29 protein-coding genes are annotated in these 25,712 nt (G+C 53.3%); 13 read left to right on the top strand and 16 right to left on the bottom strand.

Annotation, left to right across the window (positions count from 1 at the left end; all coding sequences use genetic code 11):
* Nucleotides 1–17 precede the first annotated feature (17 nt).
* The gene (locus Q4606_RS10545; protein ID WP_303607481.1) at nt 18–923 is read left to right on the top strand and encodes an EamA family transporter; all 906 of its coding nucleotides are present in this window, start codon (nt 18–20) and stop codon (nt 921–923) included.
* A 66-nt stretch (nt 924–989) separates the two neighbouring features.
* Here Q4606_RS10545 and Q4606_RS10540 read toward each other — a convergent pair whose 3' ends face one another.
* A complete protein-coding gene (locus tag Q4606_RS10540; RefSeq protein ID WP_303607480.1) occupies nt 990–1,652 on the bottom strand; it encodes an HAD family phosphatase in 663 nt (220 codons plus the stop codon).
* Nucleotides 1,653–1,953: 301 nt separating this feature from the next.
* Between Q4606_RS10540 and Q4606_RS10535 the strand changes: the two genes are divergently transcribed.
* Nucleotides 1,954–2,910 carry an AraC family transcriptional regulator gene (locus tag Q4606_RS10535; RefSeq protein ID WP_303597010.1) on the top strand — a complete coding sequence of 319 codons (957 nt, stop codon included), beginning with the start codon at nt 1,954–1,956 and terminating at the stop codon, nt 2,908–2,910.
* On the opposite strand, the gene Q4606_RS10530 is transcribed toward Q4606_RS10535, so the two are convergent.
* The 13 genes from Q4606_RS10530 to Q4606_RS10470 form a co-directional block, all read right to left on the bottom strand.
* Entirely contained in the window at nt 2,907–3,716 is an 810-nt protein-coding gene (locus Q4606_RS10530; RefSeq protein WP_303597011.1) for an IclR family transcriptional regulator, read from the bottom strand. The genes Q4606_RS10535 and Q4606_RS10530 overlap by 4 nt on opposite strands.
* A 239-nt stretch (nt 3,717–3,955) precedes the next feature.
* Nucleotides 3,956–4,090: a hypothetical protein gene (locus tag Q4606_RS10525; RefSeq protein WP_303597012.1), complete on the bottom strand. Its 135-nt coding sequence runs from the start codon at nt 4,088–4,090 to the stop codon at nt 3,956–3,958.
* Complete coding sequence (locus Q4606_RS10520) at nt 4,077–4,211, bottom strand: hypothetical protein (protein WP_303597013.1); 135 nt, start codon at nt 4,209–4,211, stop codon at nt 4,077–4,079. The genes Q4606_RS10525 and Q4606_RS10520 overlap by 14 nt, the downstream gene beginning before the upstream one ends.
* A gap of 95 nt (nt 4,212–4,306) precedes the next feature.
* The gene (locus Q4606_RS10515) at nt 4,307–5,020 is read right to left on the bottom strand and encodes an ABC transporter ATP-binding protein (protein ID WP_303597014.1); all 714 of its coding nucleotides are present in this window, start codon (nt 5,018–5,020) and stop codon (nt 4,307–4,309) included.
* Nucleotides 5,017–5,784 carry an ABC transporter ATP-binding protein gene (locus Q4606_RS10510; protein WP_303597015.1) on the bottom strand — a complete coding sequence of 256 codons (768 nt, stop codon included), beginning with the start codon at nt 5,782–5,784 and terminating at the stop codon, nt 5,017–5,019. The genes Q4606_RS10515 and Q4606_RS10510 overlap by 4 nt, the downstream gene beginning before the upstream one ends.
* A gap of 2 nt (nt 5,785–5,786) precedes the next feature.
* Entirely contained in the window at nt 5,787–6,743 is a 957-nt protein-coding gene (locus Q4606_RS10505) for a branched-chain amino acid ABC transporter permease (protein ID WP_303597016.1), read from the bottom strand.
* Between the two features lie 13 nt (nt 6,744–6,756).
* Nucleotides 6,757–7,620, bottom strand: a complete 864-nt coding sequence (locus Q4606_RS10500; RefSeq protein WP_303597017.1) for a branched-chain amino acid ABC transporter permease — start codon at nt 7,618–7,620, stop codon at nt 6,757–6,759.
* 96 nt (nt 7,621–7,716) lie between these two features.
* Entirely contained in the window at nt 7,717–8,892 is a 1,176-nt protein-coding gene (locus tag Q4606_RS10495; protein WP_303597018.1) for an ABC transporter substrate-binding protein, read from the bottom strand.
* Between the two features lie 165 nt (nt 8,893–9,057).
* A complete protein-coding gene (locus tag Q4606_RS10490) occupies nt 9,058–9,981 on the bottom strand; it encodes a methyl-accepting chemotaxis protein (protein WP_303607479.1) in 924 nt (307 codons plus the stop codon).
* Between the two features lie 170 nt (nt 9,982–10,151).
* Nucleotides 10,152–10,940 carry an alpha/beta fold hydrolase gene (locus Q4606_RS10485; protein ID WP_303607478.1) on the bottom strand — a complete coding sequence of 263 codons (789 nt, stop codon included), beginning with the start codon at nt 10,938–10,940 and terminating at the stop codon, nt 10,152–10,154.
* Between the two features lie 14 nt (nt 10,941–10,954).
* On the bottom strand, nt 10,955–12,160 hold the full coding sequence (gene pcaF, locus Q4606_RS10480) for a 3-oxoadipyl-CoA thiolase (protein WP_303607591.1): 1,206 nt from the start codon (nt 12,158–12,160) through the stop codon (nt 10,955–10,957).
* A gap of 5 nt (nt 12,161–12,165) precedes the next feature.
* Entirely contained in the window at nt 12,166–12,942 is a 777-nt protein-coding gene (locus Q4606_RS10475) for a CoA-transferase subunit beta (protein WP_303607477.1), read from the bottom strand.
* Nucleotides 12,942–13,757, bottom strand: a complete 816-nt coding sequence (locus Q4606_RS10470; RefSeq protein WP_303607476.1) for a CoA transferase subunit A — start codon at nt 13,755–13,757, stop codon at nt 12,942–12,944. The genes Q4606_RS10475 and Q4606_RS10470 overlap by 1 nt, the downstream gene beginning before the upstream one ends.
* Nucleotides 13,758–13,941: 184 nt before the next feature.
* Between Q4606_RS10470 and Q4606_RS10465 the strand changes: the two genes are divergently transcribed.
* Entirely contained in the window at nt 13,942–14,721 is a 780-nt protein-coding gene (locus tag Q4606_RS10465; RefSeq protein WP_303607475.1) for an IclR family transcriptional regulator C-terminal domain-containing protein, read from the top strand.
* A gap of 2 nt (nt 14,722–14,723) precedes the next feature.
* Here the strand turns inward: Q4606_RS10465 and Q4606_RS10460 are convergent, their stop codons facing one another.
* Nucleotides 14,724–15,626, bottom strand: coding sequence for a LysR family transcriptional regulator (locus Q4606_RS10460; RefSeq protein ID WP_303597030.1), 903 nt, complete (start codon nt 15,624–15,626; stop codon nt 14,724–14,726).
* Between the two features lie 107 nt (nt 15,627–15,733).
* Here Q4606_RS10460 and Q4606_RS10455 point away from each other — a divergent pair, with 107 nt between their 5' ends.
* From Q4606_RS10455 to Q4606_RS10410, 10 genes are all read left to right on the top strand, one after another.
* On the top strand, nt 15,734–16,858 hold the full coding sequence (locus Q4606_RS10455) for a muconate/chloromuconate family cycloisomerase (RefSeq protein ID WP_303597031.1): 1,125 nt from the start codon (nt 15,734–15,736) through the stop codon (nt 16,856–16,858).
* A 14-nt stretch (nt 16,859–16,872) separates the two neighbouring features.
* Nucleotides 16,873–17,163 carry a muconolactone Delta-isomerase gene (gene catC, locus Q4606_RS10450; protein WP_303597032.1) on the top strand — a complete coding sequence of 97 codons (291 nt, stop codon included), beginning with the start codon at nt 16,873–16,875 and terminating at the stop codon, nt 17,161–17,163.
* A 120-nt stretch (nt 17,164–17,283) separates the two neighbouring features.
* Nucleotides 17,284–18,225 (top strand): catechol 1,2-dioxygenase, encoded by a 942-nt coding sequence (gene catA, locus Q4606_RS10445; RefSeq protein WP_303597033.1) that lies wholly within the window; start codon nt 17,284–17,286, stop codon nt 18,223–18,225.
* 32 nt (nt 18,226–18,257) lie between these two features.
* A complete protein-coding gene (locus Q4606_RS10440; RefSeq protein WP_303607474.1) occupies nt 18,258–19,634 on the top strand; it encodes a Rieske 2Fe-2S domain-containing protein in 1,377 nt (458 codons plus the stop codon).
* Nucleotides 19,631–20,122: a benzoate 1,2-dioxygenase small subunit gene (benB, locus tag Q4606_RS10435; protein ID WP_303597035.1), complete on the top strand. Its 492-nt coding sequence runs from the start codon at nt 19,631–19,633 to the stop codon at nt 20,120–20,122. Before Q4606_RS10440 ends, benB begins: the two co-directional genes overlap by 4 nt.
* A gap of 20 nt (nt 20,123–20,142) precedes the next feature.
* Nucleotides 20,143–21,171 carry a benzoate 1,2-dioxygenase electron transfer component BenC gene (benC, locus tag Q4606_RS10430; protein ID WP_303597036.1) on the top strand — a complete coding sequence of 343 codons (1,029 nt, stop codon included), beginning with the start codon at nt 20,143–20,145 and terminating at the stop codon, nt 21,169–21,171.
* On the top strand, nt 21,168–21,947 hold the full coding sequence (gene benD / locus Q4606_RS10425; RefSeq protein WP_303607473.1) for a benzoate diol dehydrogenase BenD: 780 nt from the start codon (nt 21,168–21,170) through the stop codon (nt 21,945–21,947). The genes benC and benD overlap by 4 nt, the downstream gene beginning before the upstream one ends.
* A 112-nt stretch (nt 21,948–22,059) precedes the next feature.
* The gene (locus Q4606_RS10420; protein ID WP_303597038.1) at nt 22,060–23,235 is read left to right on the top strand and encodes a benzoate/H(+) symporter BenE family transporter; all 1,176 of its coding nucleotides are present in this window, start codon (nt 22,060–22,062) and stop codon (nt 23,233–23,235) included.
* Nucleotides 23,236–23,431: 196 nt separating this feature from the next.
* The gene (locus Q4606_RS10415; RefSeq protein ID WP_303597039.1) at nt 23,432–24,151 is read left to right on the top strand and encodes an AzlC family ABC transporter permease; all 720 of its coding nucleotides are present in this window, start codon (nt 23,432–23,434) and stop codon (nt 24,149–24,151) included.
* A gap of 3 nt (nt 24,152–24,154) precedes the next feature.
* Nucleotides 24,155–24,502, top strand: coding sequence for an AzlD domain-containing protein (locus Q4606_RS10410; protein ID WP_303597040.1), 348 nt, complete (start codon nt 24,155–24,157; stop codon nt 24,500–24,502).
* Nucleotides 24,503–24,622: 120 nt separating this feature from the next.
* On the opposite strand, the gene dctP is transcribed toward Q4606_RS10410, so the two are convergent.
* Nucleotides 24,623–25,687, bottom strand: coding sequence for a TRAP transporter substrate-binding protein DctP (dctP, locus tag Q4606_RS10405; protein ID WP_303597041.1), 1,065 nt, complete (start codon nt 25,685–25,687; stop codon nt 24,623–24,625).
* Nucleotides 25,688–25,712: the final 25 nt, after the last annotated feature.

Here is a 25,712-nt window from a genome sequence, read left to right as displayed (position 1 = left end):
GAGCAGCCTGAAATTTAATGACTTCCACGGCTATAGTCATCGTTCTTGTGTCCGCTCTGGCACACGCCGGCTGGAACCTGTTTGGCAAGAAGGTCAGCCCCAGCGGAGCGTTCTTCTGGTATAGCACACTCTGGGGAGCGCTCCTGACCCTGCCGGTTTTGCTGTATTACTTTCCTCTGGTGCAGAAACTGGGCTCGGGTATCTGGTGGTTGGTTATTGCGACCGGCTTTTTTCAGGCTACCTACCTCAGCGCTCTAGCGGCGGCCTATCGCCATGGCGAACTGTCGGTGGTTTACCCTCTGGCACGGTCTTCGCCTCTGCTTATCCTGCTGGTCGGGACCCTTTTTCTGGGAACAGCCGAAACCATCACCATCGCGGCTGCGGTCGGTATCCTGCTGATCGTGGCTGGTTGCATTGTCCTGCCAATGCAACGGCTCCGGGATTTTCGTCTGGCCAACTATCGCAATCTTGCCACACTGTTTGCTCTCCTGGCGGCTGCGAGTACTGCCGGATATTCAATCGTCGACGATACTGCGACGGAAAGAATGCGGAATTTGCTCGACGGAGCTGCGCTGGACGCTGAGGTGGCCCTGGTGTTCGTGATCCTCCAGGCATGGTCAGCATTGGTATGGCTCAGTATCGGCTTGAGTCTTCAGAAAACCGAACGTCGCCTCCTTAAACAATTGGTAGCGAACTGGCGCAGTACTTTAGCCGCAGGGATACTGATTCTGGGCACCTACGCGCTGGTTGTTTGGGCCATGGCCTATGCAGAGGATGTCAGTTACGTGGTGGCGTTCAGGCAGGTCAGCATTCCTATCGGAGTTGTGCTGGGGTGGTATTTTCTTGAGGAACCCTTGCACCCGCCCAAAATTTTAGGTGTGTTGACCATTCTCGCAGGCTTGTTGATGGTGGTGCTGGGATGATGGCTTGATCTGCCTCTTTGCGGGAAAGGCAAAGCTCTGCTCTTGCAAGGTTGAGGTGGCGAAGGGTCATGCCTGCGCCACTTCATCGATAAAAACGAGCCAGCCCTGCTGCAGAGCGTAGTCCTCCAGAACCGGGTCCGGATTCACTGCTACGGGATAGTCCACAGCGTTTAAAAGGGGAAGATCGTTGTGGGAATCTGAGTAGAACCAGACTTTCTCGGGGCTGGCTTGTCGGGCTGTAATCCACTCCTCCAGAGCAGACACTTTACCGTCTCTGAAAGGGCGCCGGGATCCTATGGTGCCTTTGAGACTGTCGTTCTGCCACTCCACTTGAACACCTATACCGTCATCAATGCCGAGGTGTCGGGCGATGGGTGATACCAGGTGCTCTCCCGTTGCGGAGATAATTAACACATCATGCCCCTGGGCCTTGTGCCAGGCCACCCGCTCCTGGCCTGTTGGTAGTATGCGTGGAGGGATTACCTCGTTGACGAACCGGTCAATAAGCTCCTGCACCTGATTGCGCTGCCAACCCCGTATCGGGGCCAGGCTGAATTCCATGTAATCCTGCAGATCCATGTGGCCATTGTTATAGGCCTTCATGAAGACTCTGCCCCTGGCTTCGGAATCGGGACTGGCATCGATATTTTCTGCGCGGAGAAACTCAGTAAACAGCTGTGAACTGTCCCCCCGAATCAGGGTTTCATCGAGGTCAAAAATGGCAAGCATGTCGCACTCCTTTGGTATACACCAGATTGTGCTACAAGCATGTTACGAGCTTATTACATGGCCTGTTCAGAGTTTTTTGGATGCAGGTCAGTGGCTATCGGGTGGACTACTACAATCGGCAGAGACCCCATGTATCAACGGAGGCGTTCCGCCTGCTGCCGAGGAAAACCTAAATAATGTTCGGGACTAGGTGACCACTACGCTCGCTCACCAAAGTGAAGAATGCGATTTATTGGTTGTTGATTGATCAGGTCGTTTTCTTTAAAGTGAACTGATTAATAATAAGTAAAAGAGGCGGGAGATGTTTAGTCAACAACTTGCAGGCGCAACTATCCTTCATGGGGCGCATCCGGAAGAAGTGTCTTCATTCGTCAATAAGCATATCGGTCACCATAAACTCGAAATGCTAGAGGAGCAGGAACAAAAGTCTCGTCTGAGTTTCCGGGAGTTTGCCGGGTTCGGTTTGTCTCAAATCAGTTATGGAAATCGCGTTCGCGTAAAGAGTCCTGAGCTCGAATCCATCTACCACTTGCAGGTCGTCACGAAAGGGGAGTGTGTCTGGCGCCAGGCGGGGGAGCAAATGAGAATTTCCAGTGGCCAGGGTCTTATGGTGAACCCTTACGAGAAAATTGATCTTGAATACTCAGAGGATTGTGAAAAGTTAATAATCAAAGTTCCTGAGCAAGCCTTGGTTAATGCTCGGGACGTTTCGCTCGGGAGGCTGCCTGACAAAGGCATTCGTTTTAACCGGGCTCCCATAGATCTCAGACTCTGTCCGCCACTTGTCAAAATCATCGAAGCAGTGTTTTCAGAGTTCGATGACGCAGAAGATGAAGACATAAGCGCAGTTGGAGCTCCTTATCGTGACATCATACTCAAAAAGTTGCTGAAAGCTTTTCCGAGCAATTGGTCGTGCCAGGACAATGCGGTGGTATGTTCTCCTTCACTAGAAAAAATGATTCGCTACATTGAAGAGAATGTGCAACGCAATATAGGTATTGAAGAGCTATCCGATGTGTCGAACATGAGTGTTCGGTCAATCTACAATGCTTTTTCTAAGGCATATTCAACCACGCCGAAGTGCTACATAAAGCAGTTGAAGCTACAGAACCTGAGGGCAGACCTTTTGCGAGGGCGGTGTCGTAACGTAACCCAGATTGCATTGGATTATGGCTTCAGTCACTTGGGTAGGTTTTCATCGGACTATCGGAAATCTTTTGGCGAGTTGCCCTCCGAAACGATGCGAATGGCCGGTTAGCCCCGGCCATCGTTTTCCCGCTGTTGCCCACAAATTTGTCGTGTGACACGGTCGCAGCATTCCCGGACCTGTTCGAATAGAACGGATCCCTCGGCGATGTCAGTGTCCCGCTCAAGGCCCAGCAAGGTGATGACTGTGATAATGCTCCCGTTGATGTCAAACACCGGGCGGCTCAGGACATTGATTTCAGGAAGATAATCGCTGAAAAATGCGCAGTAGTTGTCCCGTTTAATGGCCTCCAGGTGGGGGGGGAGTTCTTCCCTTGTAAGGGGTTTGCCCCGATATTTCGGGAGCGATTTGGAGTTCTTGTAGTATTCGTCCACTAATTCTTTTCGTCGTTTCGCCGGCAGTTGTGTGAGGTAAATCCTTCCAGCGGCTGAGTTCAGTGGTGACAATTCCGCTCCCAGTCGAACGTTGACGGAGATAGGTTGGCTTGAGTCCAGCCACTTGATGATTAGCGGTCCGTTCCCGTTCCAGACGGTGACGGATACGGTTTTGTCTGTTTCCTCCTGGAGCTTGTCAACAGCCTCGTAACTCAGCTGGATTGGGTTGATACGCCGTAACGCCGAAATGCCGAGGGTCAGACTGGAGTTACCCAAGGTATACTGAGTGTTATTGACTTGATTGATGTAGCCCTCCCGCAGCAAACTAACCAGATATTTGTGAGCACGACTGGGAGAGAGGTCAAGCGCTCCGGATAGTTCCTTTAGGGTGGGCGGCCGGGATGCCACAGAAATGTAATTGAGGATATGTAATCCGATTTCCAGCGAACCGATTCCCTGCCGCTTCGGTGTGTTTTCTGCCATGAGCGATACCGTTTTCGAATGACTGATGCTGCCGTGCAGCAGCGGAAAACAGGAGCCATTTAGAAGATAGGCACCTGTTTTACGAGCTGTTGGTAAGGATACCAACTCTAAATATCTGGATCAGAATTTGTACTTGGCCATGACCTCTATTTGCTGGCCCTCTGGCAAAAGTGGCCCGAGCGCGAGGTTGTCTTTGCGCCATTCTATTCCCGCTTCCAGATCCTTTGTGATGTTGTAAATCAAGTTGACGCGCTGCGCTTCGTGTTTGTGCCGGCGTTGTCATCCACTTCAACCGTGGTGTAAGTAACGTTTGCCCGCCACTCATTGTTGATTACATAGCGGGAGCCGCCCTCTACGAAGTCATCGTTTTCCACTTCTCGGTCCGATGCTGAACTGGGTGTCGTTGAACTCGCCGAGTTCGAGAACGTTAACGGTGGGCGCCGCGCTGAGACCAGATGCAATCGCTAGCGCTAGTGTTGAGTGTCGATAGTTCATTTGCCTTCTCCTTGTTGTTTGGCAAGTGAACTATCGGTTATTACTGCTTGGTCAAATATCCGGTTAATGAACATCCCTATCCGTTTTTGGTACATTTAGACACTTAGCGCTGTTTCCACTTTTTCCAGGTTTTGGTCGAGCTCTTCGGAGCTGCCATCGAAGTGAATTTGTCCTTTAACAACAACAACGTGTCGGTCACAGAGCTTCTTCAGGGCTCTGATATTCTTGTCCACGATCAGCGTTGAAATCCCCGATTCCCGAATGGTGGCAATCACATTCCAGATGTCTTGTCGGATCAACGGCGCCAAGCCTTCGGTGGCCTCGTCCAGAATCATCAGTCGGGGATTGGTAACCAGCGCCCGGCCGATCGCCAGCATCTGTTGTTCCCCGCCTGACAACTCCGTACCCAGGTTTGACAACCTTTCCTGAAGGCGCGGAAAGGTTGCCATAACCCGGTCGAAGTCCCAGGCCGATTTGCCATTACTGTCCGGGCGAGCAGCCATCTGCAGGTGCTCCTTCACTGTGAGGTTGTGAAACATACCTCGGCCTTCTGGGACATAGGCAATATCGCGGCGCATCCGCTTCCAGGTTGGCAAGTTGCTGATGTCCTGCCCGTCGAAATACACATGTCCACTACGTGGCGGTACGATGCCAAGAATTGACTTGAGTGTGGTGGTTTTGCCCATGCCATTGCGGCCCATAAGGCTCATGGATTGACCCTTTTCAAGGCGGAAGGATAGGTCATGAAGGATATGACTGCGCCCATAAAGGGTGTTGAGGCTTTTGACTTCCAACAAACTGTTGCTCATGCCGCTTCCTCCTCGTCTTCCTTGCCCAGGTAAGCTTCTTTTACTCGGGGGTCATTACGCACTTCATCGACGGTTCCGGTGATGAGGTGGGTGCCGTTATCCAGTACCGTCAGTTGGTCTGATAGCTCGAATATGGCATCCATATCATGCTCAACCAGCACAATGCTGTAGGTTTTCTTGAGCTCGTTCAGCAACGATATAATGCGCAAGGATTCTTCGTGGCCCATACCTGCCATGGGCTCGTCCAGTAGCAGGATGCAAGGATCCGTAGCCAGCACCATGGCCAGTTCGAGTTGGCGTTGTTCCCCGTAGGAAATTTCCGCAGCGACGGTGTGAATGCGATTATCCAATCCGACCTGACACAGTGCTTTCTCCGCTGCGTCACGAACCAATTTGTTGGCGTGGCGCGATGCAAACAGGTTGAAACTGCCGGTAAACCGGCGTTGGGCGGCTACAGCACAGTTCTCTAGACAAGTCACATCGGTGTAGATGTTGGTTTTCTGGAAGCTCCGACCGATCCCTCGACGCACGAATTTCCAAGGTTTCATGCCTTCGATCTGCTCCCCCTTATGGAAGATACACCCGCTCGTTGGCTTCAGAGTCCCACACAGCATATTCAGAAGCGTGCTCTTGCCTGCACCGTTGGGCCCTACCACGCCATGCAGTTGCCGGTCGTGAAACTTCAGCGAGATATCATTGAGCGCCTTGATGCCGCCCCAGTGTTTGCTGAGAGATTCGGTTTCCAGAATGATGTCGTTAGCCATGATTATTTCTCCAGCAGCTTTTCAAGGTACCCGGCCAGACCTTTGCGCAGTAGTAGTACCATCAGGATGATTGCGCCTCCCATGAACAGCATCCAGTCTTCAGTCATGTGTTCGAAGAAATACTGCAAGCCTTCATAGGTGATGGTGCCAAGGATGGCGCCGTAGATAGTGCCCATGCCGCCGAGGATGGACATCACCAGTGCGGTTCCGGACATCTCCCAGGTCATGAATTGCGGGTTTACGTATCCGTATTGCAATGCAAAGAGCAAGCCGGCGTAAGCTGCGAGGGTGCTGCCAATGACGTAGCTGATGAGCCGGAAGGCGAAGATGTTATAGCCCAGTGCTTCGGTGCGCTCAGGGTTCAGGCGGGTGGCCTCCACAATGCGGCCGAAACGTGAACGGAGGATGACCTTAATGGCTACAAGAGTAATCAAGACACCCAGCAGCGACAGGTAATAGAAGTGTGTTGGGTTATCCAGATTAAGGAAGTTCAGGCCAAATATGCTGGTCTCTGGCTTCATAAAAATAAATAGGCCGTCATTGCCACCAAACTCCAAAGAGTCGAAGAAGAAGTAATAGGCCATTTGTGATATTGCCAGGGTAATCATGATGAAATAGATGCCGGAGGTCCTTAGGACCACAATGCCGACAACCAGAGCAATCAGAGCGCTTATTCCCATGATATAGATGGCGTAAATCCAAAAATTGACCGCTTCATACTCAGGCGTAAGGATCACGAACAAATAGCCGCCCAGGCCGTAGAACAACGCATGTCCCAGAGTGACCAGGCCAACACGCCCCACGAGGAAATCTAATGACATCACAAACACCGCCAGAATCATTACGGTGGTTGTTTTCCCCACGAAGAATGAGTTGTCTTCCAGGAACAGAGGAATACACAGGGCGATAACAAAGAAGACCGCCAAGAAAATACGTTCGGTGCGTTTTTCGAAAATCATGTTCGGCTCCCGCTTACTTTGCGAACAGGCCCTGGGGCTTCACCAGCAGCACCAGGATCATAAAGATGTAGATAATCATGTTGGACATCGTGGGCATCAGCACCGCTGCAAAAGTGCTGATGACGCCGACCAGCAGCGCTCCCACGAAGGCGCCTTTGATGGAGCCCATGCCGCCGATGACGACCACCACGAAACATGTAATCAGTACGCTTTCCCCCATCCCGGGAACGATTGAACTCATGGGCGCGGCGATAATGCCTGAAATAGCCGCGAGCATGACGCCAATGGCGAATACGATGGTGTAGAGGCTTTTGATATTGACGCCCAGCGCTTCAACCATTTCCCGGTTGGACTCACCCGCCCTGATCAGCATGCCCAAGCGGGTTTTGCTCACAATGAAGTACAGGGCGGTGGCAATGGCGATGCAGACCATTGCAGCGAAAATGCGATACACCGGATAGCTGGAGTTGTCTGTGAATGGCACAGAGCCACTCAGCGCCTCGGGAACGGCAACCCCATAGGGGTCGTTGCCCCAGAGAATGCTTTGCAAGGAGTTAAACACGAAGATCATGCCAATGGTCAGTAGCACCTGATCCAGGTGGTTGCGGTTATACAATCGCTGTATCAATACCCGCTCTATCAGAATGCCCAGGCCGAGTGCGATGACTGCCGATAAAATGGCGGACACTGTAAAGCTGCCGGTTACCGCAACGAAATACCACACCAGATAGGCGCCCACCATATACATGGAGCCGTGGGCCAAGTTGAGAATGCCCATCACGCCAAACACCAGAGTCAGGCCGGAAGCGATCAGAAATAAAAGCAACCCATACTGGAGGCCGTTAATAAGTTGCACGAAGAAAAGTTCGGTAGACATAGTGATACCCAACGGTTTTACGGAAAAATCAATTCAGGTGTGGGAGGAGGCTTCAGATAGGCCCCCGGCGTCAGCCGGGGGAGACAGAGCCCGTGCTTACAGCTTGCAGCCACGGGCGGGGTCTTCCAGCGCTTCTGCGGCGATACTCTGCACCACATTCACGCCATCCTTTACTTCCCTCAGGTAGACGTTCTGAATCGGGTTATGTGCTTTGGAGAAGGTAAAATCTCCGCGCGGGCTGTTGATGGTCAGCTTTTCCATAGTGCTGATAACGGCTTGTTTGTCCGAAATGTCGCCCTTGAGCTGATCAATGGTGTTGGCAATGGCCTGCCCTGCGTCATACCCCTGCACGGCGTAGATGTCCGGGTAGTGGCCGTACTCGGTATTGAAGGCTTCGCGAAACTCCTGGTTTTTTGGAACATCAAGCTGTTCGGCGTAGTGCAGGCCTGTCATAACACCTTCGGCAGCGTCGCCTTGTGCTTCGAGGGTACCTTCGGTGAGGAAGCCAGATCCCAGCAGCGGAATCTTGCCTCGCAGACCCATAGCATCGTAGTCCTTCACGAACTTGATGGCGCCACCACCAGCGAAGAAGGTGAATACTGCGTCCGGATTTTTGTCTGCAATATCACTGACGTGCGACTGGAAGTTGGTGGACGGGAACGGCAGTAGAACCTTTTCAACAATCTCACCGCCACCTGCTTCGAATGATTCGGCAAAGGCGTCCAGGCTCTCGCGACCCATGCCGTAGTTCCAGCTGATGGCGTAGACCTTCTTGTAGCCTTTATCTAGTGCCACTTTGCCCATGGGGTAAGACGGCTGCCAGGATGAGAATGAGGTGCGGAATACGTTGGGAGAACACAACGGGCCAGTTGCAGCAGCAGAGCCGGCGTTGGGGATGATCATGACGGTGTCTTTCCCACGCAACATCTTAATCATGCCCATGGCAACGCCGGAGTGAACTGGGCCAATCACAAAGTCGGCCTCATGCTGGTTCAGCAGCGAGGAAGCTAGCTCCGGAGCCCGGGATGGTTTGGCTTCGGTGTCCAGTTCAATAAATTCAATGTCTGCGCCGTGAAGGTTAGAGGCGTTTTGTTTCAGTGCCAGTTTCAGTCCGTCGCGTCCAGCTTCACCCAGTTGTGCGTAGATGCCGCTGAAAGGCAGCATAACCCCGATTTTCACTGGGTCACCGGTGGCCGCCAAGGCGGAGGTTGAAAGCCCAGCGGTAAGGGTGGTTGCCAGTACAGCACCGGCAAGCGTTTTGATCTTGCTCATTTCAACACCTCAGATTGTTGTTGTGGGTTCTGTCATTAGAGGCGTCATGGGGCTGCAGAAATATCCATTTTCTGCACAGCGGTGTCCGGTGGTTGCAGATGTGTCGTAGACACCCGGGTTATCGCGTGGTTAGCCGTTACAAAAAGCGTCTGCTCATACTAGAAATCACCTCTCCACCACGAGGTCCTGGTAAAGTTGAAGCGTCAGTCCCTGCTGCACCTGCAACCGGTCCGTGATCCCTTGCACCACTTCCATGCGGGCCACTGCTCCGGCCTGGATATCCTTCATGGCCTGTAGAGCCTCACCAGACTGATTCAGGCACTGGTTACACGATTCACGGATTTGCTCCATGCCGTTGCCGGCCTCCACTGAGGTTGTGTTCAGATTGTTGGCGATGGCGCGAATACCTTCGCTGGATTCGTTGGCTCGCACGGCCAGGTGACGCACTTCGTCGGCGACCACTGCAAACCCGCGGCCGTGCTCACCTGCGCGGGCTGCCTCAATGGAGGCATTCAGTGCGAGCAGGTTAGTTTGTTTTGCAATGTCCTGAATGTTGCTGACGATGCTCCCGATCTCCTCGGATTGTGTTCCCAGCTGGGTGAAAACTGTGTCAATGCCGTTCATGTACTCTGCGAGATCCCGGATTGACGCCTCCGATTCGGCAATGTGGTTGGCACTCCGGGATACCTTGGACCCAGATTTTCTGGCCAGTTTTCCGGCTTCGTTCATTTCTTCCAGGATGACTTCCACGTTGTTGCGCAGCTCACCAAGATGATCGAGCAATACCGGGTCTGGTATTTCCGACTCAGGAACAGGTTGTGGACGATCTGGTGTTGGTTCAGGGGTTGGCTCTGATAGAGGCACTTCCTCACGGATAACGAGGACGGCTGGCTGAGTTCTCGCGTATAGGGCGAGTGCCGTAACGATGAGGCCAAGAGTTAGGGATATAAGAACAGCCTGGGTCGTGTGTTCAGCCATGTAGAGCAACACTGTGCTAACGGCGGCGGCCAGAATCAGTGCTCCGTAAACCGGCGCTTTGGGCGTTCCGGGATCGCGCTTTTCTTGTTCGAAATTGAGGGTATGAGCCATGGTTCGGTTTCCGCTGGGAATGGGTTGGCACTGTGCAGAAACGCTAAGGCATTTAAAGAGTTGAACCTATCCGCCGAATGCAGATTTTTGTCCGTATTCTGAAAATCGTGTTCAAACAGCGGAAATAGCCGCCAGGCCGCAGGTATAGCGGCCCGGCAGAGGGTTGATGCTCAGTCCAGGTTGCCAAGCAGCATTTGACTGAATACTTCAGGGCGCTCTACCGAAGGAACATGGCCGACGTGTTCCAGAATGATCGGATCAGCCGCACCAATGACGTTGGCTAGCGCCTTGAGTATTTCTGGTGGAGTGGCGACGTCGTCGGAACCGCCAATCAATTGAAGTGGTACATCGGTTGCCTGGCATTGCTCACGGAAATCGACACGCCCCAACATTTCACAGAGAAGGGCATAACTACGGTCATCACCGCGCCCCATGATCACGCACCAGCCTTCCACAAGTGTGGGCTGCTGCTCGCAGGTGGCAGGGCCGAACCAGCGTGGCACGATATCGGCCGCCATAGCTGAAAGTCCAAGCTCCAATACGTTCGCTGAACGAGTATCCCAGGCCTCGGGTGTGCCGATGACGGCCCCCGTATTTGTGAGCGTGGTGGAAAGCAATTTGTCAGCATGTTCGCTGAGAAGTTGCTGGCCAATGACGCCGCCAATCGATGTCCCGACAAAGTGGAACCTGTCGGACTCTGCAACTCTCGCAAGTGCGATTGCTTCCTGGGCTAGGTCTTCCGGTGTAATTTCGTCGGACTCATCTGGCCAGGCCGCGCTGGCGCCATGCCCTGGTAAATCCCAAGTCAGTACCCGAAATTTTTCAAGCAGCGCTGGTAGCATGTCGTCCCAAACCCCCTGGGTCATGCCCAGGGGGTGAGCGAGCATCAGTAGCGGTTTGATTCTGTCACCCAGCAGTCGAAAGCAGACTGTGCGGCCGTTGTGTTTTATAAAAGCCATTTTTGCTCCTTACCTCAGACTCGTTCGATGAGTGTCGCAATACCCTGGCCGACGCCAACGCACATGGTGCAAAGTGCGTAACGGCCGCCGGTGAGCTGCAGCTGGTGGGCGGCGGTCATTAGCAGGCGGGCGCCTGACATTCCCAGTGGATGCCCCAGGGCGATGGCACCGCCATTGGGGTTCACGCGTTTGTCGTCGTCGGCGATGCCAAGCTCACGCAAAACCGCCAGGCCTTGGGCGGCGAATGCTTCGTTCAATTCAATGACGTCAATCTCGGCAATGCCGATGCCTTGTTTCTCCAGCAGCTTGCGAACCGCCGGCACAGGGCCGATGCCCATGATTCGTGGTTCCACCCCTGCTGTAGCCATGCCGAGAATGCGAGCCATGGGCTTTAGCCCGTGGGTTTTGACGGCGGTCTCACTGGCAACCAGCATCGCAGCGGCGCCATCGTTCACTCCTGAGGCGTTGCCTGCGGTCACGCTGCCGTTTTCGCGGAAAGGCGTGGGCAGGGATGCGAGCTTCTCCAGCGTACTTTCGCGGGGATGCTCGTCGATATCGAACACCAGCGGGTCTTGTTTCCGGCGCGGAATGAACACAGGCACGATTTCTTCGGCAAAGCGTCCTTCCTTCTGGGCCCGGGCCGCCTTTTTCTGGGATCGGAAAGCAAACAGGTCCTGGTCTTCTCTTGATATGTCGTATTGCTCAGCGACGTTTTCCGCCGTTTCCGGCATCGAATCGATGCCGTATTGCTTTTTCATCAGCGGATTCACAAAGCGCCAGCCGATGGTGGTGTCTTCAATTTTTTGTTCCCTGGAGAAGGCTGAGTCGGCCTTGGCCATAACGTACGGCGCGCGGGACATGGACTCGACGCCGCCGGCCAGAACCAACTCCATTTCACCGGCGCGAATCGCCCGAAAAGCCGTACCCACCGCATCCATCCCGGAACCGCAAAGCCGGTTGAGGGTCGTGCCGGGTACGGAGGTGGGCAAGCCGGCGAGGAGCGCAGACATCCGTGCCACGTTGCGGTTGTCCTCACCGGCTTGGTTGGCGGAGCCCATCATCACTTCGTCGATAGCGGTCGGGTCGAGTTCAGAAGCCTGCTCCAGTACCGCTTTAAAAATGTGGGCGGCGAGATCGTCAGGGCGAACGCTGGCAAGGGTGCCACCGAAGCGGCCAATCGCTGAACGGCGGGGATTGCAGAGATAAACGTCAGTCATGATATGTCTCACTGTTGACCGGCATGATGTGCATTTGTGCGTGCTTTCAGATCACGCAGAACTTCCAGCTCTTTAGCACTTGGCTCTGGCGTGGTCTCCAACGTGTCGGCAAACAGGATCTCCCACCCAGTGGCCTCGATCACTTGGTCCCGAGTCACATCGGGATGCAGAGATGTGACTACCAGTTCTTTGCTGTCAGGGTCAGGCTTGAGAATGCACAAATCGGTAATTACCACGGTGGGACCACGTCCGATGTTGGATACGTTATCCCGTGCCTTGCCGTCGCGTCCAAAGCCAACGGTGGTTACAAAGTCGACGTCCTTCACGAAGGTACGTTTGGAATGCTTGACGGTAATGAACACTTCCTTTGCGTTGGTGGCAATTTCCGGGGCGCCACCACCCCCAGGCAGGCGGACTTTAGGTTCGCGGTAGTCACCGATCAACGTGGTGTTCAGATTGGCGTAGCGGTCAATCTGAGCGGTACCCAGGAACCCGACGCTGATGTGGCCGCCCTGAAGCCAGTAGCGAAACATCTCTGGTACCGCCACGGTCGTCAGTGCGGATTCACACAGCTCCCCATCACCGATGGAAAGTGGTAGAACGTCCGGTTTGGTCTGTAAGGTGCCGGATTCGTAAATCAGGGTCACGTCGGGTGCGTGGGTCAGCCGCGCCAGGTTGGCAGCCTCGCTGGGCAGGCCAATGCCAACAAAACAGGTCATGTCGCTGGTCAGTGCGCGAGCGGCAGTAACACTCATCATTTCCGAAGAGGTATATTCAAGACTCATCACGCAGCTCCTTTTTCAAACACGTTGTTTTTCAGCCAGTCCTGGAAGGTCACCCGGTCACGGGCAATGCCGTCCCACTCTTTGTAGAAGGCGTTGTCGCGATCATAATAGCCCAGCGCGTACGACGGGCTGGCCCCTTTCGGGGCTTCGGCGATGGCAGTGATGGCCCAGGAGGGCAGCACACAGGCGTTCACTGAGGCGCCAAGGTCATCCACGACTTCCTCAACGGTGACGATGCTGCGTTTGGCGGCCAACACGACTTCTTTCTGGATCCCGACAATACCTTCAATCAGCACGTTTCCTTTGCGATCGGCACGCTGAGCATGAATCACCGCCACATCCGGGCGAACCGAGGGTACGGCAGCCAGGCGTTCACCGGTGAACGGGCATTCGATGAACTTTATCTGATCGTTCACCTTGGGCAGATCGCTGCCGATATAGCCGCGTAGAACGGCCAACGGCAAACCGGCTGCGCCGGCCTCATAGGCGCAAGCCATGGCGGCATGGCTGTGTTCCAGGATCTCGAGCTTGTTCGGCCAGCCTTTTTCAACGGCATCCCGCAGGCGATGCAGTGAACCTACACCAGGGTTGCCGCCCCAGGAGAAGATCAGCTTTTTCGCGCAGCCGGCGCCGATCATCTGGTCGTACACCAAATCTGGCGTCATGCGGATTAGGGTGAGGTCGCGTTTCTCCTGGCGGATTATTTCGTGGCCAGCGGCGAACGGAATCAGGTGGGTGAAACCTTCCATACAGACCGTGTCGCCGTTGTTGATGTGTCGGCTCACGGCCTCTTTGAGAGAGAGGAATTCAGCCATCACAGTGTCTCCATTGCAGTGATTGTAAAAGTTCGATGTACGAACATAAGTTTTATATGCGAACATGATGGCTCGAAGGTTTTGTTGTCGTCAAGTACAAACTTTCGCCAGATGCCGGAACTGCACGGATGTTCGGATACCGAACGAGCTGTTACTATGCGCGAAAGCTGCTTAAGGAATAGAGATGGACGATCAAGTTCTCGAGCCCGGCGACCGGGACTATGTGGGCGCGCTGGCGTCAGGGTTGGAAGTGTTGCAGGCGTTTGATGCCGAGCGTCCGCGGATGACACTGAGCGAGGTGGCGGCACGCACCAAGATGGACCGAGCCAAGGCGCGGCGCTTCCTGCTTACTCTGCATGCACTGGGGTTTGTGAAGCGCAGTGGGCGCCAGTTCGCGCTTACGCCCCGGGTCATGCAATTGGGTTACGCCTACCAGGCTTCGAACCAGTACCGGCCGGTGATTCAGCAGTACCTGGAAGACATTACCTGTGAATTGGGGGAGTCATCATCGCTGGCGGTACTGGATGGAGATGATGTGGTGTACGTAGTGCGCTCATCGGCGCGGCATCGGTTGATGGCCATCACCCTGTCGGTGGGCACTCGACTACCAGCGGCTTATACCTCTATGGGACGGGTACTACTTGCCCAGTTACCGGAAGCGGAGCTCGAGGCGTTTCTTGCCCGGGTAGAGCTTGCGCCCCATACGGTTTCTTCCATCACGGATAGCCATGCTCTAAACAAAGAGATCGCGAAGGTGCGAAGCCAGGGTTACTCGATCGTGGACCAAGAGCTGGATTCCGGGCTTAGGTCGGCAGCCGTACCGGTTTTTGCCGGCAATGGCGAACTGCTGGGAGCGATCAATATCAGCACCAATGCGGCGCGAGTTGATATGAAGACGTTGTTGGACGTCTATTTGTCGCGACTTCAAAAGGCGGCTGAGGCGGTGCGGCTAACGACGCACTAAGGTCAGGGGTAGCGCCCGGTTAACCTATTCTCCACAAGTTCATCCAGGATGGTATTCGTTAGCCGCATCACCGCGTTCGGGTTTTCTCCCTGTCTCCGTGATGCAATCACCGGTACGGTAATGTTGTCGTCTTCCAAAGGCATGTAATCCACCCCCTCACGATTCAGTCGTCGAACCTGCTCTGGCACCAGAGTGAACCCCATATCCGAAGCAACCAGCGACAGAGCGGTCTGCACGTCGTTAACCTGTTGCATTACATTGACGCTCAAGCCGCGCCGGTGAAACAGGCCCTGAGTCAGGTCGGCGAAGTTGGGGCCGGGGCCGGATGGAAAGGTGATCATTGGCCACTCTGACAGTTCTTTCATGGATGGTGGGTGGTGGATCAGCGGATTGCCGGCTGGGATGGCGGCGATTAAGGGTTCATCGAAGAGCAGTTCCTGCTCCACGTCAGGGTCTTCAATTCGTACTCGGCCAAAGCCAATGTCGATCTTTCCTGCTTTAAGGGCATCTATCTGCTCCCTGGTTTTGAGCTCGTGCAAGATGATTTCCAGGTTTTTGTTGCGTCTTAAGCGTCGGACCATCAGCGGCAGTTGTCCATAGAACACCGAAGGCACGAAGCCAATGGAGAACACCGTTTTTCGGTGCTGGGCAATCCGTCGGGTATCTGAGATTGTGGCGTCCACCTTATCGAGGATTTGTTGGGCCTGTTCCAGGAAATATTCGCCGCCGGTGGTGAGTTCCAGTCCACGGGGTTTGCGTGTGAACAATATGACGCCCACTTCCTCCTCCAGTTGTTTGATTGCGCGAGTCAGAGGGGGTTGGGCAATGAACAGCTTTTCAGCGGCGCGAGTGAGGTTTAGCTTTTCAGCCACCACCACGAAGTAACGTAAGTGTCTCAGCTCCATCCATACCTCCAGGGTATTGGTTAGTACTTAATCAATATTGGTTCATATCCGTGAAACTTCGTACTGTCCAAAACACAGGCATTTTTTACTTGTGATTCGGAGAACACATGTCCGCAAAAATTCAGTCCATTGAAGCCATCTTGGTTGACATTCCCACCATCCGGCCACACAAGCTATCTATGACAACCATGGGGGTTCAGACCATGGTGATTGTGCGGATGAAGGATTCTGATGGACTTGAGGGGCTGGGTGAAGCCACGACCATCGGGGGGCTGGCCTACGGGCCGGAAAGCCCCGAAAGCGTAAAACTTACCATCGATACCTATTTCAAGCCACAACTGATCGGCCATCCTGTTACGGAAATCAATACCCTGAGAGTAAGGCTGAATTGTGCGGCTCGCGGAAACAACCTGGCCAAGTCCGCCATTGAGACGGCTCTGCTGGATCTGCAAGGTAAACGGCTGGGCTGCCCTGTATCCGACTTGCTCGGCGGAGCCGTGCATCGGCATATCCCGGTGCTCTGGACCTTGGCAAGTGGTGATACTGATCGGGATGTCAAAGAGGCCCTTGGTCTAATCGAAACCCGTCGCCACCGCGACTTCAAGCTCAAGATTGGATCGCGACCACTGATGGAAGACGTTCGGCATGTAGCCGCCATCAAAAATGCCCTGGGCGAGTCTGCCAGTGTTCGTGTAGACGTGAATCAGGCCTGGGACGAGTCAATGGCAGCTAAAGGAATGGCGGAACTGCAAGCGGCCGGTGTTGACTTGGTCGAGCAGCCGACACCTATGAAGGATTACGCCGCCCTGGTGCGTCTGTCTCAGAAGTTCCACCTGCCGATCCTGGCCGATGAAGCCGTTGCTGATGCCACCGACCTTTATAACTTGGCTGCCACCGGCTTCTCGGGTGCCGTCGCGCTCAAAATCGCCAAGGCCGGCGGCCCGGTGCAAGCCCTGAAGCAGGCTGCGGTAGCCCAAGCTGCAGGCATTGGCCTTTACGGAGGCACTTTGCTCGAAGGCACGATAGGCACGGTGGCCTCACTACACGCCTGGTCTACTTTGGAAACTCTTCATTGGGGCACCGAAATGTTCGGGCCGTTATTGATGAAGGATGACATCGTTGTCAAGCCGTTGGATTTTCATGACAACGGAGTAGGTCTGCCACTTGGGCCGGGCCTGGGGGTCGAGATTGATGAGGACAAGCTCACGCATTATCGCCGGAAAGATAAATAAACGGAGGAGTACGCATGCTGTTCAAAGTGGAAATGAAAGTGAATATCCCGCACGAGATGCCGGTCGATGTGGTCGCAGACATCAAAGCCCGTGAAAAGGCCTACGCCCAGGACTTGCAGTCGCAAGGCAAGTGGCGCCACTTGTGGCGGGTGGCGGGGAGCTACGCCAACGTAAGTATTTTTGACGTTAGAGATAACGCTGAGTTGCAGGACCTGATCAGCAACCTGCCGCTATTTCCCTATATGGATATCAGTGTAGCGCCTCTTTGCCGTCACCCATCCTCCGTTCATGAGGATGATCGTTAACATAGGATTCACCGTTACAGGCAATGCATAAAAGTATGTTGTTGCCAGCTGGTGGACGACTAGAAAAACAAAGAAATACATTTCTTTAGCAACAAAAACAACAGTTCGGGGAGACCGACAATGACTATTAAGACCATGCAAACAAAAGATGTGAAAGAGCTGCTGGAACAAGTAGCTGGATTTGATCAGGACGGTGGCAATGAGCGAATGAAGAAAATCGTTCATAGGGTCATGCACGATATTTTCCAGATTGTGGAAGACTTTGATGTGGCGCCGGAAGAGTTTTGGAGCGCCGTATATTACGTCGGAGAGCTTGGTGCAAATGGCGAAGCGGCCCTTCTGGCGCCGGGCCTCGGCATGGACCGTTATCTGGACATCCGCCAGGACGCCGAAGACGAGCAAGCGGGCCTCACAGGTGGGACGCCTCGCACTATCGAAGGCCCACTTTACGTCGCGGGTGCACCCATCAGTGACGGCTTTGCCCGTATGGACGATGGTAAGGACGCAGGTGCAGAAGTGATTCTGATCAAAGGCCAGGTAACCAATGAGAGTGGCGAACCGTTGGCGAATGCGGTTGTCGACATCTGGCATGCGGATACCAAGGGTGCGTACTCATACTTCGATCAGTCTCAGAGTGAGTACAACTTACGCCGTCGCATCAAGACCGACGCAGAGGGTCGTTATGCCGCTCAAAGCGTTATGCCGTCCGGTTACGGTTGCCCACCAGAAGGGTCTACACAGCAATTGCTTAATCAGCTTGGTCGTCACGGCCAGCGCCCGGCACATATCCATTATTTTGTTTCCAGGCCTGGGCATAAACACCTCACTACTCAAATTAACATTGCTGGTGATGAGTATACCTACAGCGATTTCGCATTCGCTACCCGTGAAGAACTCGTGGTGGAAGCAAAACGTGTAGAGCGGTCTGCAGAGGGCGAAAAACACGGTGTTACTGGCCCGATTACCGAGGTCGAGTTCAATGTGACTCTCATTGCCACTGATAAGCCTGAACTTCAAGAACGTCATGCACGTCCGCGCGCTCTTGAAACAGATGTCGCATAAGCGAGAGACAAGAATAAGAGGAGTGAGATGAAATGAGTAAAAAGCTCGAGCAACTCGCCAACAAGGTTCGTAACGCAGTTGTTGCGGATCCTGAAACCGGTCGGTATCAGTGCGATCGCGGCATTTTCAATGATCGGGAACTGTTTGACCTGGAGATGAAGTACATTTTTGAGGGTAACTGGGTCTATTTGGCTCACGAGAGCCAGATCCCGGAACCGGGCGACTACTATACGGTGACCGTGGGTCGCCAGCCGGTAGTCATCACCCGTACCAAGGATGGCGATCTGAAAGCCATTCTTAACACCTGCTCCCACCGCGGCGCCACTCTGTGTCGCAAGAAGCGCGGTAACAAGACTTCCTTTACCTGCCCGTTCCACGGCTGGACTTTCCGCAACGATGGTCAGTTGCTGAAGGCTAAGGACCAGAAAAAGGGTGGTTACCCGGAGCAATTCAACACCGACGGCTCCCACGACCTGAAGCAGATGCCAAAGTTCGGCAATTACCGTGGTTTTCTGTTCGGAAGCCTGAATGCCGACGTGGTATCTCTTGAAGAGCATCTCGGTGAAACCACCAAGATTATCGACAACATCGTGGATCAGTCGGAAGACGGTCTGGAAGTCCTGCGGGGTAGCTCGACCTATACCTACGAAGGCAACTGGAAGTTGACCGCGGAGAATGGTGCCGACGGCTACCATGTGGGCAGCGTGCACTGGAACTACCTATCGACTATGGGGCAGCGTAACTACGAAAAAGGTGGTACCGAGGCAGTAGACGCCAAGAGCTGGTCGGCCGAGGGCGGATTTTATTCCTTCGAGAATGGCCACATGATGCTTTGGACTCGCTTGCTGAATCCGGAAGTACGCCCGATATATAGCCAGCTTGAGCGGCTGAAGGCGACATACGGTGAGGCCCGGGCCGACTCCATTGTCCGCACCACCAAGAATCTGTGCCTGTACCCGAACGTGTACCTTATGGATCAGTTCTCCACACAGATCCGTGTGACCCGCCCCATCGACGTCAACAAGACGGAAGTGACCATCTATGGTTTTGGTCCGAAGAACGAGCCGGCAGAACTGCGTGCTAAACGTATCCGTCAGTATGAGGATTTCTTCAACGTGACGGGCATGGGTACACCGGACGACCTGGAAGAGTTTCGTGCTTGCCAGAACGGTTATGAAGCTCGCGACATGCGCTGGAACGATATGAGTCGCGGTGCTGCTCATTGGATCGAAGGCCCTGATGAGCACGCTAACCAGATCGATATGAAGCCCATTATGAGTGGTGCGCGCCCCGACGACGAAGGCCTGTACGTTAACCACCACCAGCACTGGCAGGTGGAAATGATCCGAGCCATTGAGGCCGAGCGTGCCCGTTTCATTCCCGTGACGTCAGAGGAGGCATCGGCATGAGCATGAGCTATCACGATATTGAACAATTCATCATCCGTGAGGCCCGATTCCTGGACGACCGAAAATGGGATCAGTGGCTAGCCTGCTACCATGAGGACGTCACCTACTGGATGCCGGCCTGGGACGATGACGATGAGCTGACCGAGGACCCGCAAAGCGAGATCTCGCTCATCTATTACCCCAACAAGGAAGGCCTGGAAGACCGGATCTATCGCATCAAGACTGAGCGGTCCGGTGCCAGCTCCATGCCGGAGCCGCGCACCACGCACTTCACCAGCAACCTGGAGATCTTGTCCCAGAATGAGAGTGAAGTGACGTTGCGGTTTAACTGGTTGACCAAAGCCTATCGCTATAAAAAAACCGATGAATTCTTTGGAACCTCCTTTTATACCCTGGATATCACCGGCGAACAGCCGCTGATTCGGGAGAAACGCTTGGTTCTGAACAACGATTGCATCAATCAGGTGCTAGACATTTACCACCTGTAATTGATGGGGAGAGCATCATCATGAGTTATAACATAGCACTCAATTTCGAGGACGGTGTTACCCGTTTTGTATCCTGCAACGAAGGCGAAACGGTTCTCGATGCCGCCTACCGCGCACAGATAAACCTCCCCATGGATTGCTCCGATGGCGTGTGCGGCACCTGCAAAGGTGCCTGCTATCAGGGCGGGTTTGACCTGGGCGATGAGTATATAGACGAGGCGCTGTCTGACGAAGAAGTCGAGCAAGGTATGGTGCTGACCTGTCAGATGGTGCCCTCCAGCGATTGCGTGGTGGAAGTGCCAGTTGCTTCCACCATGTGCAAGACCGGTAATGCCGAAGTTACTGGGACTGTGGCCGAAGTAAATCTGATTTCGCCGACGTCGATCGAACTAAAAATCACTGCGGATGACGACCTTGCCTTTTTACCCGGACAATATGTGAACATCCAGGTGCCCGGCACCGAGGAGACACGGGCCTACTCCTTTAGCTCCAAACCCGGTAGCCGTGACCTGAGCTTCCTGATCCGTAACGTTCCGGGCGGTCTTATGAGCTCATGGCTAGTTGGTAAGGCGCGTTCCGGAGATAAGGTAACTCTGACTGGCCCCATGGGAAGTTTCTATCTACGCCCGATTGAACGACCGGTGCTGATGCTGGCCGGAGGCACTGGCCTCGCGCCATTCCTGGCTAAATTAGAATACATGAAAGCCAATGGCTGTGACCTACCAACGCATCTGATCTACGGTGTCACTAACGACGATGATTTAGTGTGCCTGAATGTATTGGAACTGCTTACCAAGCAGTTGAGCAATTTTACATACAGCACCGTGGTTTCCGGAGAAAAAAGCACCCATCCGAGAAAGGGGTACGTTACTCAATATATAGATGACACCCACCTGAATAACGGGGATGTCGATGTCTATTTGTGTGGTCCCCCCCCTATGGTTGATTCCGTGCTTGGGTTCTTTCGAGAAAAGGGCTTTAAACCAAATTCGTTTCATTATGAAAAGTTCGCCCCTAGCACTCCTGCAGATAAGGAGAAAGTCGCATGAGATCCCGCTTCACCGATAAGGTAATGGTGATCACTGGAGCTGCCCAGGGAATAGGTAAACGTGTTGCCAGTTTGGCCGCGGCCGAGGGCGCGCGGCTTCTTCTCGTAGACATTGCTGATTATATACACGATGTTGCTGCAGAATTGCGCGAGCAGGGTGCTGATGCGATTGCTGTTCAGGCCAATCTGGAAACCTGGGCAGGCGCTGAGACAGTTATGAAGGAGGCTCATCAGCACTTTGATCGCATTGATATTCTCATTAACAACGTTGGTGGCACTATCTGGGCCCAGCCGTTTGAACATTACACGCCGGAACAGATTGAAAAGGAGATTCAGCGTTCGCTTTTTACCACTCTATGGTGCTGTCGCGCTGTTTTACCTTACATGCTTGAGCGCAAATCGGGCGTAATTGTCAACGTCTCCTCGATAGCCACGCGGGCGTTAATGAGGGTTCCATACGGAGCGGCCAAGGGTGGCGTCAATGCTCTGACTGTGAACATGGCGTACGAATATGCGCCGTACAATATCCGAGTGAATGCGGCAGCAGCTGGCGGTACCGAAGCGCCACCAAGGCTGACACCGCGAAACGCGGAAGAGCAGAGTGAACAGGAAAAGGCGTGGTATCAGACTCTGATTGACCAGACCTTAGCGAACAGCTTTATGCATCGATACGGAACCCTGGATGAACAGGCTGAGCCGATTCTGTTCTTGGCATCGGATGCAGCTAGTTACATTACAGGCACGGTGGTTCCCGTTGCAGGGGGTGATCTGGGGTAGGCCGGGTAGGCTGCGACCATAGTTAAACAGTCAGTCTTATCTTCTTTGGCCCCGGCACCCGGGGCTCGTTTCTCATACCGAATCTACAACAATCAATAACGGATTCAGGCTAATGCAAAAACTTCTAAAAGACCTTTCATTGCCAGCTATTGTGGCAGGCTTTTTGGCTGTTCTCGTGTCTTACTCGGGCCCCTTAGCCATATTTTTCCAAGCCGGAGCGAGCGCCGGAATCTCCTCCGATATGATGGTCTCGTGGGTTTGGGCGATCTCTGTCGGAGCCGGCATCTCGGGGATCGTGCTATCGGTTTGGCTGAGAGCTCCTATTGTCACTGCATGGTCCGCACCGGGTACTGCATTGCTGGTTACCTTGTTTCCTGAACTGTCTTTAAACGAGGCGATAGGAGCATACATAACTGCGGCAATCATGATCTTCGTTATTGGTGTATCAGGTACCTTTGATGTGTTTGTACGCGCGATTCCTAAAGGGATCGCTGCAGGAATGATGGCAGGCATACTATTTCAGTTCGGAGTGGGTGCTTTCACCGCAATCGAAACGACACCTTCTTTGGCTATCGGGATGCTGATTTCCTATGTTCTGTTCCGTCGCCTGTGCCCAAAATATACGTTGGTTTTATTGCTGATTTCTGGTGTTTTACTTGCGGTGGTCCTGGAGGGGGTGTCTCTTTCAGGTGTTCGGTGGAGCATTGCGGTGCCCCAGATTATCCAGCCCGAGTGGTCATTAAGTTCAACCCTCAGCTTTGCTATTCCTTTGGTGTTGGTAAGTCTAACCGGTCAATTCCTGCCGGGCATGGCGATCCTCCAAACGGCGGGTTATCCAGTTAAGGCCAGGCCAATCATTGGAATAACAAGCTTGGTTTCACTTCCTATGGCGTTTTTCGGCGGTATCACCACGGTGGTTGCTGCCATTACAGCGGCAATCTGTACTGGTAAAGACGCGCATGAAGATCCTGCTAGAAGATACATTGCAGGGGTGTCCAATGGTGTCTTCTATCTTGTGGGGGGGCTGTTTGCCGGCACTATCGTCAGCTTGTTCACATCCCTTCCCGCAGCGTTTGTGGCGGTGCTTGCCGGGTTGGCGCTACTTGGGGCCATTGCGGGGAATCTTTTTGCAGCACTGGAGGAGCCCAGTCATCGAGAGGCATCATTGATTACGTTTGTCGTCACTGCTTCGGGAATGTCTCTCTTCGAACTCTCATCCGCTTTCTGGGGCGTGGTCATTGGTTACGTTTGCTACTTCATATTGAATGGTGGTGCCGGTCAAAAATGACTTAATTGACACTGATTTCTGATGCTTTGAAGAAGTCAGTTGGAATTCTCTCTAGAAAACGATCTGGCGATTTTCATCACATTTCAATATGCCTTTGGTGCAGAGGCTAGGTCTCGCAGACAAACTTGTTTCCAATTGCAGAAACATGCGCGGAGCTTTGATCCGCACGACTGCTTGTACTGCCGGAGAACATCGTATGTATTCGCAGAATAGGTTGCCGAACAGACAGCCCGCATTTTCCGGAGTATGTGATGCCTCACCTATAGTAGGGGCTTATATACCTATCGCAGTTTCTTTTGGTCTTGTTTCTGTGCAGTCTGGCTTCAGCATTTTTGAAACCGTCATGGTTTCGATACTTGTTTATGCTGGACCCTCTCAGTTTTTATTCGTGGCTATGGTTGTTTCGGGTGCGCCGCTTTGGCTGGTCGTTGCAATGACTATATTGATTAATATGCGTTATGTAGTCTATGGGCCAAATCTGGCCCCTCACTTGCCGTCAAGTCGTTGGTGGCCATTACTCATGCACGGGCTAACAGACCAGATTTTTGCGTTAGCACATACACGTCTGCCTCAACTGCAAAGCTCCGAACGAATTGGCTGGTTTACGGGAGCTATGTTGTTTGCGTGGCTTGGTTGGATTAGTGGAACTGTATTGGGCGCGGTAGCAGGTGAGGAGATGATAAGGTCCTGGCCTTTAATGGTCGAGGTCATGCCATTTACTTTACCGGCTCTATTTCTGGTGTTGCTAGCGCCACGCTTTGACTCTCGAATTTGGGGAATTGCGCTCAGCAGTACCATCGTTCTGGCATTTGCTATGAAAACTCTGGGGTTTGCACATGCGGCAATTCCTGTGGCTGCGATATGTGGGGCGTTTCTATTTCAAATGATAAGAATTACTCCAAAATTTGAGCAATAAAATATGGATATTACGCTTTGGGTCGCGTTGATTACTACGAGTCTCGGCACGTTCTTGATGCGGGCGGTCCCGTTGCTATGGATGCAGCATCATTTGGCTCGTCAATCTCAAGACAACAAAAATGGACGGGTGCCGATGCTGTTGAGCATTCTCGGTCCGCTGACGGTCGGGGCAATGCTGGGGGTTTCTCTGGTGCCAAAAACTATTAGTTCTACATCGTTGCTGGCTACGTTCCTTGGAACAGGTCTCACTCTTTTTGTTTGGTATCGAACAAAGTCTTTAGCCTGGTCGGTGGTCTCAGGTGTTTCGATATATGGGGTAACAAAAATGATAACAAATACAGCGCTATGATAATTCTGGGTGCAGGTCAGGTGCCAAAAGCAAGACTTCTCTTTTTATTATTGCCCTGGCTGAGCGCCCTCGGTGATTTTCCGAGGGCAGAGTGCTGCTCAGCCACTAGGCGGAGCTGCTTTATACCTTGCCAGTTAGCTGCATAAACTCTCGCAAAATAGCACCGATTTTGCCCGAGTATTCTGGGTCACGCTTGGATATTTCATCGACCACTTCAAGAGATTTGGCTCGGAGCATTGCCACCGCATCGCCGTTCATTTGAACAATTTCTCCATTGTATTCAGTCTTGAACTCCTGCATTCGTTGCAGGTCTTTCATCATGAACATTCCGGCAGCTTCGAGGTGTGTTGCCAGAACAGCATCTTCGATGACTTTCTGGAAATCCGACCCCAGCTTGTTCCACGATTTCAGTGAAACAAATACCTCACTGTTCTGGTGTGATGCGAGGTTCGGCTGGATAATATATTTGTTTACCTCCTGCAGGTTCATCCCCCATCCGGCAGAGACGCCACCCCAGTGCGCACCGTCGACTACGCCGGTCTGAAGCGCCTGGTAAAGCTCCCCGCCGCTGATAGACACAGGCGCTGAGCCCATTTTTTCAAACACTTGTGCAGAGCTGCCGTTTGAGCGAACTTTGAAGCCTTCGAAATCCTTTGGTGTCTCAAGTCGCTTGTTGCTATAGATGGCCGTGCCGCCATTTGAAATAGGGCCGACCTGATAGATCCCGCGAGTAGCGTAAGCTTCGCGGATAATGTTGAGCGCGCCCATGTCGTGCATGAAAAATTGCATTTCCTCAAGGGAATCCCAGGTTCCGAAATTCCCGTTGAGGTGACCTGCGGCAGGAATGTCCCCGACCCAGTAGGCGGGATAAATAAGCGCGCCGTCCAGTGTTCCACGGCGGACCCCACGCAGAACATCTCCGGTAGATACTATGGAATTAGGTTGGTGGGTTTCGATCTCGATTTCACCGTTAGTCGCTTCTTCGATGCGGCGCGCCAACCCATTAAAGATCGGATCGTAATACCAGTTTCCAGTGGGCCAGTGCGTTTGCATCTTCCATTTGATTTTCTGTTTGGGTGATGCGATGACTGCGGGCGCGGATAAGCCCAGAGCCGCAACGGTTGCAGCGGCAGTGGTGCTAGTGGACAGAAATTTTCGGCGGTTTATTGTCTTTGTATCTTTCATATCAGTTTCTCTCGTTGTTGTAAGA

Origin of the sequence: Marinobacter sp. 1_MG-2023 (assembly GCF_030549045.1) — a bacterium.
In the GTDB taxonomy this organism is placed as follows: Bacteria; Pseudomonadota; Gammaproteobacteria; order Pseudomonadales; family Oleiphilaceae; genus Marinobacter.
This window is presented reverse-complemented; position numbering and strand designations above follow the sequence as displayed.

Excerpts from the sequence above, each read along its gene's own strand:
- Q4606_RS10545 (WP_303607481.1), top strand. The coding sequence starts at position 18 with ATGACTTCCACGGCTATAGTCATCGTTCTTGTGTCCGCTCTGGCACAC.
- Q4606_RS10540 (WP_303607480.1), bottom strand. The coding sequence starts at position 1,652 with ATGCTTGCCATTTTTGACCTCGATGAAACCCTGATTCGGGGGGACAGT.
- Q4606_RS10535 (WP_303597010.1), top strand. The coding sequence starts at position 1,954 with ATGTTTAGTCAACAACTTGCAGGCGCAACTATCCTTCATGGGGCGCAT.
- Q4606_RS10530 (WP_303597011.1), bottom strand. The coding sequence starts at position 3,716 with ATGGCAGAAAACACACCGAAGCGGCAGGGAATCGGTTCGCTGGAAATC.
- Q4606_RS10520 (WP_303597013.1), bottom strand. The coding sequence starts at position 4,211 with ATGAACTATCGACACTCAACACTAGCGCTAGCGATTGCATCTGGTCTC.
- Q4606_RS10515 (WP_303597014.1), bottom strand. The coding sequence starts at position 5,020 with ATGAGCAACAGTTTGTTGGAAGTCAAAAGCCTCAACACCCTTTATGGG.
- Q4606_RS10510 (WP_303597015.1), bottom strand. The coding sequence starts at position 5,784 with ATGGCTAACGACATCATTCTGGAAACCGAATCTCTCAGCAAACACTGG.
- Q4606_RS10505 (WP_303597016.1), bottom strand. The coding sequence starts at position 6,743 with ATGATTTTCGAAAAACGCACCGAACGTATTTTCTTGGCGGTCTTCTTT.
- Q4606_RS10500 (WP_303597017.1), bottom strand. The coding sequence starts at position 7,620 with ATGTCTACCGAACTTTTCTTCGTGCAACTTATTAACGGCCTCCAGTAT.
- Q4606_RS10495 (WP_303597018.1), bottom strand. The coding sequence starts at position 8,892 with ATGAGCAAGATCAAAACGCTTGCCGGTGCTGTACTGGCAACCACCCTT.
- Q4606_RS10490 (WP_303607479.1), bottom strand. The coding sequence starts at position 9,981 with ATGGCTCATACCCTCAATTTCGAACAAGAAAAGCGCGATCCCGGAACG.
- Q4606_RS10485 (WP_303607478.1), bottom strand. The coding sequence starts at position 10,940 with ATGGCTTTTATAAAACACAACGGCCGCACAGTCTGCTTTCGACTGCTG.
- Q4606_RS10475 (WP_303607477.1), bottom strand. The coding sequence starts at position 12,942 with ATGAGTCTTGAATATACCTCTTCGGAAATGATGAGTGTTACTGCCGCT.
- Q4606_RS10470 (WP_303607476.1), bottom strand. The coding sequence starts at position 13,757 with ATGGCTGAATTCCTCTCTCTCAAAGAGGCCGTGAGCCGACACATCAAC.
- Q4606_RS10465 (WP_303607475.1), top strand. The coding sequence starts at position 13,942 with ATGGACGATCAAGTTCTCGAGCCCGGCGACCGGGACTATGTGGGCGCG.
- Q4606_RS10460 (WP_303597030.1), bottom strand. The coding sequence starts at position 15,626 with ATGGAGCTGAGACACTTACGTTACTTCGTGGTGGTGGCTGAAAAGCTA.
- Q4606_RS10455 (WP_303597031.1), top strand. The coding sequence starts at position 15,734 with ATGTCCGCAAAAATTCAGTCCATTGAAGCCATCTTGGTTGACATTCCC.
- catC (WP_303597032.1), top strand. The coding sequence starts at position 16,873 with ATGCTGTTCAAAGTGGAAATGAAAGTGAATATCCCGCACGAGATGCCG.
- catA (WP_303597033.1), top strand. The coding sequence starts at position 17,284 with ATGACTATTAAGACCATGCAAACAAAAGATGTGAAAGAGCTGCTGGAA.
- Q4606_RS10440 (WP_303607474.1), top strand. The coding sequence starts at position 18,258 with ATGAGTAAAAAGCTCGAGCAACTCGCCAACAAGGTTCGTAACGCAGTT.
- benB (WP_303597035.1), top strand. The coding sequence starts at position 19,631 with ATGAGCATGAGCTATCACGATATTGAACAATTCATCATCCGTGAGGCC.
- benC (WP_303597036.1), top strand. The coding sequence starts at position 20,143 with ATGAGTTATAACATAGCACTCAATTTCGAGGACGGTGTTACCCGTTTT.
- benD (WP_303607473.1), top strand. The coding sequence starts at position 21,168 with ATGAGATCCCGCTTCACCGATAAGGTAATGGTGATCACTGGAGCTGCC.
- Q4606_RS10420 (WP_303597038.1), top strand. The coding sequence starts at position 22,060 with ATGCAAAAACTTCTAAAAGACCTTTCATTGCCAGCTATTGTGGCAGGC.
- Q4606_RS10415 (WP_303597039.1), top strand. The coding sequence starts at position 23,432 with ATGTATTCGCAGAATAGGTTGCCGAACAGACAGCCCGCATTTTCCGGA.
- Q4606_RS10410 (WP_303597040.1), top strand. The coding sequence starts at position 24,155 with ATGGATATTACGCTTTGGGTCGCGTTGATTACTACGAGTCTCGGCACG.
- dctP (WP_303597041.1), bottom strand. The coding sequence starts at position 25,687 with ATGAAAGATACAAAGACAATAAACCGCCGAAAATTTCTGTCCACTAGC.